This window comes from Mycobacterium simiae, assembly GCF_008370645.1.
Taxonomy (GTDB): domain Bacteria; phylum Actinomycetota; class Actinomycetes; order Mycobacteriales; family Mycobacteriaceae; genus Mycobacterium; species Mycobacterium simiae_A.
The window spans coordinates 1-242 of record NZ_VTZN01000662.1 but is presented as its reverse complement, the minus strand read 5'-3'; the positions used below and the strand labels follow the sequence as shown (position 1 = coordinate 242).

The 242-nt window shown below is 66.1% G+C and carries 1 protein-coding gene; it reads right to left on the bottom strand.

From position 1 onward, the window contains the following. A partial coding sequence (locus F0Q45_RS27300) for an acyl carrier protein (RefSeq protein ID WP_149656737.1) occupies positions 1-242 on the bottom strand: 242 nt, incomplete at both ends.

Below are 242 nucleotides of genomic sequence, written 5' to 3'. Positions count from 1 at the left end.
GGGGTGGGGTGGTCGAAGATCAGGGTTGCGGGAAGTTTCAGCCCGGTCTCTCGGCTCAGGGTGTTGCGTAGTTCTAGGGCGGTCAGTGAGTCGATGCCCAGGTCTTTGAAGGGTCGGTCGGCGTCGAGCGCGGCCGGGTCGGGGTGGGCCAACACGATAGCGGCGGCGTTGGCCACCATGGTGGTCAGGGTATGCAGTTGCTGTTCGGCGGTTTGACCGGCCAGCCGCGCCGCCAATCCCTC